The 3,601-nt window shown below is 76.0% G+C and carries 3 protein-coding genes; 1 reads left to right on the forward strand and 2 read right to left on the reverse strand.

The genetic code is table 11. The features are described 5' to 3' along the window. Positions 1–40: 40 nt before the first annotated feature. Positions 41–1,051, reverse strand: a complete 1,011-nt coding sequence (locus B7L92_RS35095; protein WP_081241260.1) for a LacI family DNA-binding transcriptional regulator — start codon at positions 1,049–1,051, stop codon at positions 41–43. Positions 1,052–1,219: 168 nt separating this feature from the next. Next, the gene (locus B7L92_RS35100; protein WP_081241261.1) at positions 1,220–2,563 is read right to left on the reverse strand and encodes an MFS transporter; all 1,344 of its coding nucleotides are present in this window, start codon (positions 2,561–2,563) and stop codon (positions 1,220–1,222) included. A gap of 83 nt (positions 2,564–2,646) precedes the next feature. Here B7L92_RS35100 and B7L92_RS35105 point away from each other — a divergent pair. Continuing rightward, a partial coding sequence (locus tag B7L92_RS35105) for a LysR family transcriptional regulator (RefSeq protein ID WP_081241262.1) occupies positions 2,647–3,601 on the forward strand: 955 nt, incomplete at its 3' end.

Consider the following 3,601-nt stretch of genomic DNA (forward strand, 5'->3'; position numbering starts at 1 on the left):
GGCCTTTGTCATATCGGGGTCTTCGTCATGTCGGCGCGTGTCAGGCGGCCGCCCGCGCCGCCGTGCTCGCCCGTTCCGTCAGGCGGGGCGGCAGCAGGGTGTGCTGCGGTACGGGGGTGCCGGACAGCTTCCGCACCAGCAGGTGCACCGCGCGCGTGCCCAGCTCCGCCGACGGCACGGCGACCGAGGTGACCGGGACGCGGGCCGAGGCCGCGACGGGGGCGGGGCAGACGGCGGTGAGGGAGAGGTCGTCGGGGACGCGCAGGCCGAGCCGCTCGAAGGCGTCGATCAGCGGGTCGAGCAGCGGTTCGTTGTGCACGACCACCCCGGTCAGCGCCGGCTGCTCGCGCAGCAGCCGCTCGGCGACCGCGCGGGCGGCGTCCCGGCCGGTTCCGCACGGGTGCACCGTGGAGGCGATCCGGTGCCGGTCGGCGGCGGACGTGAAGCCCTGCACGAGCCGCCGCGCGAACGCGGTCCGCCGCACGTACACCTCCGGCGGCGAGCCGACCAGCGCCACCACCCGGTGGCCGAGCCCCGCCAGGTGGTCCACGCACAGCTCACCGGCCGCCCGGAAGTCCAGGTCGACACAGGTCAGCCCGTCCGGCTCGGCGGGCACGCCGATCAGCACGGACGGCAAGGGCAGCGAGCGCAGCAACGGCAGCCGGGGGTCCTGGAGCTGCACGTCCATCACCACCACCGCGTCCGCCAGCCCCGCGTCCGCGACACGCCTGATCCCCTCCTCGCCCTCGCCCTGGGTGAGCAGCAGCACGTCGTGGTCGTGGGCGCGGGCGGCGGTGGCCACCGACACCGCGAACTGCGTGACCACCGGCACGTGGACACCGGAGCGCAGCGGGACCGCGAGGGCCAGCACCTTCGACCGGCGGCCGGCCGGCGTGCGGGCCCCGGCGTGCGGGCGGTAGCCCAGCTCGCGGACGGCGTCCTGGACGCGCCGCCGGGTGGCGTCGGAGATCGGACGCTTGCCGCTGAGTGCGTACGAGACCGTGCTCGGGGAGACCCCGGCGCGCCGGGCCACGTCCGTGATCTTCACCATCGGGGGTCCTCACCTGGCGCTGTCCGTGGGGGATGCCGAAGCGGTGCCGAAGCACCCGCCGAAGCGCGGTCGGCGCGGAGCGGGGGCGCGGCCGAGGTGCGGCCGGGCGGATCCGCAGCGGAGTCGAAGCGCTTCGACGGGTGAAGGTATGTGCGGGGCCGGGGGCCGTCAATGGGGCGTGCGGGAATCCGTGGAGCGGTTCGACGGCCCGGACGGGAAGCGGTCCGACCGCCCGAACAGGGCCGCGGAGACGAGGAGGGCGAGCGCGGCCGCCGCCACCGGGACGCCGTACCCGGCCGTCGCCGAGACGTGCTCCACCGTCCAGCCGCCGGCCGCGCTGCCGCACGCGATCCCGCCGAGCAGACCGGTCACCGCCAGTGTCATGCCCTCGTTCAGCCGACCCGCGGGGGTGCACCGCTGGACCAGGGTCATGGTGGTCACCATCGTCGGGGCCGTGGCCATGCCGGCCAGCAGGAGGGCCCCCGCCAGCACCGGGAGCGAGCCGGTCAGGCCGGCCGCGAGCAGCGGCAGGGCCATCAGCGCGGTCATCGCGGCCAGGCACCACGGCAGCCGGGCCCGCGCGGATCCGGCGGGGCGCACCGCGCCGTACAGCAGGCCCGCCGCGCAGGAACCGGCCGCCTGGAACGCGAGCACCGCACCGGCCGCCGTGCGGTGCCCCCGCTCGTCCGCGAACGCGATGGTGACGACCTCCATCGCGCCGAACACCGCACCCGTCGCCAGGCAGACGGCGAGCAGCGGCCGCATGCCGGGGACCCGGAAGGGGGCGCGGGCGGGCGCGCGCCGCTCGACCGGCGGCTCGGTGGACCGCTGGGCGGTGAACAGCAGCATGCCCGCCAGCAGCAGCACGACCCCCACGAGGGTGCCCGCCTCCGGGAAGAGGGTTCCGCACAGGAAGGCCGCGACCACCGGGCCGAGCATGAAGCACAGCTCGTCCGCGGCCTGTTCGAGGGAGTTCGCGGTGTGCAGGGCTCCGGCGTCCCCCTTCAGCAGGTGGGCCCAGCGGGCCCGGGACATCCCGCCGGTGTTGGGCGTCGTGGCGGTGGCGGCGTAGCAGGCGAACAGGGTCCAGTCGGGGGCGCCGTGGCGCACGCAGAGCAGCAGCGCGAGGAAGCCCAGCGCGGCGAACGCCGTGGCGGGCAGGGCGACGCGGGCCTGCCCGTACCGGTCGATCAGGCGCGCGGTCCACGGGGCGACCACCGCGGTCGTCGCCAGGCCCGTCGCGGTGACGGCGCCGGCGAGGGCGTACGAGCCGCGCGTCCCGGCGATCATCACGACCGCGCTCACGCCGAACATGCCCATCGGCAGCCGGGCGAGGAGGCCGCCGACCGTGAACGCACGGGCACCGGGCCGCGCGAGGAGACGGCGGTACGGACCCTTCTCCCGGGTGCGCGTCCGGCCGTCGCTCCGGCGGCGCGGGCCGAAGTCGGCGGCGACGAGGGTGTCGGAGGTGACCGTGAACAGGACGGTGTTCCGGGGGCTCTGCTGAGGCATGCCCCCACCGTCGCCCCGGGGTGCGCGGACGGTCCAACACCTTCCCGGCGTCGATTCACGCACCTGTGTTGTAGGTTCACGGGGTGTCCGCACCCGCCCACCTCGACCCCCGCCTCCTGCGCGCCTTCGTCACCGTCGCCGAGGAACTGCACTTCACCCGCGCCGCCACCCGTCTCTACGTCGCCCAGCAGGCGCTCAGCCGGGACGTGCGGCGACTGGAACGGGAGCTGGGCTGCGAGCTGTTCGTGCGGACCACGCGTCAGGTGACGCTCACCGCCGACGGCGAGCGGCTGCTGCCGTACGCGCGCCGGGCGCTCCAGGCGCAGGACGACCTGCTCGCCGCCGCCGGGCAGGCCCGCCCCCTGCTCGTGGACCTCAACTCCCCGGGCCTGAGGACCCCGCGCCGGGTGCTGCACCGGGCCCGCGAGCTCACCCCCGGCCACGAGCTGATGGCCCGCTACGAGAGCGGGCTGACCTGGGCCGCGGGAGAGGTGCTCGCCGGGCGGCTCGACGCGGCGTTCGGGCGGTTCGCGGGGCTCCCCCCGGCGCTGCGGGCCGGGCTCCACCAGCAGCCCGTGCGCTACGAGCCGATGGCGATCGTCCTGCCCGAGGACCACCGGCTGGCCCCCCTGCCCGAGGTGCCGCTCGCCGCGCTGGCCGGCGAGACGGTGTACGCCGGGGCCGGGAACCCGCGGACACCGGAGTGGACGGATCTCGCCCGACTGCTGTTCGAGGGCCGGGGCATCGTGCTCGCGCCGCCCGCGCCGCTGGCCGTCGGGGACGAGGAGTTCCAGCGGATCATGGCCAGGACGCGCAACCCGGTCCTCGCCGTGGTGGACTTCCCCCCGTTGCCCTCGACCGTGCTGCGTCCTCTCGTCGACCCGGTTCCGCTGTCGCCCGTGTCACTGGTGTGGCGGAAAGGACTGGTCCATCCCGCACTGGGCGGACTTCGGCGCGCCGCGGCCGTACTCGCCGCGGAGGAGGGCTGGTTGGAGCGGCCCGCGGGGGGATGGATTCCGGCCGAGGACTCGGCCGTGA

The sequence above is a fragment of the Streptomyces viridosporus genome (assembly GCF_002078235.1).
In the GTDB taxonomy this organism is placed as follows: domain Bacteria; phylum Actinomycetota; class Actinomycetes; order Streptomycetales; family Streptomycetaceae; genus Streptomyces; species Streptomyces viridosporus.

Excerpts from the sequence above, each read along its gene's own strand:
- B7L92_RS35095 (WP_081241260.1), bottom strand. The coding sequence starts at position 1,051 with ATGGTGAAGATCACGGACGTGGCCCGGCGCGCCGGGGTCTCCCCGAGC.
- B7L92_RS35100 (WP_081241261.1), bottom strand. The coding sequence starts at position 2,563 with ATGCCTCAGCAGAGCCCCCGGAACACCGTCCTGTTCACGGTCACCTCC.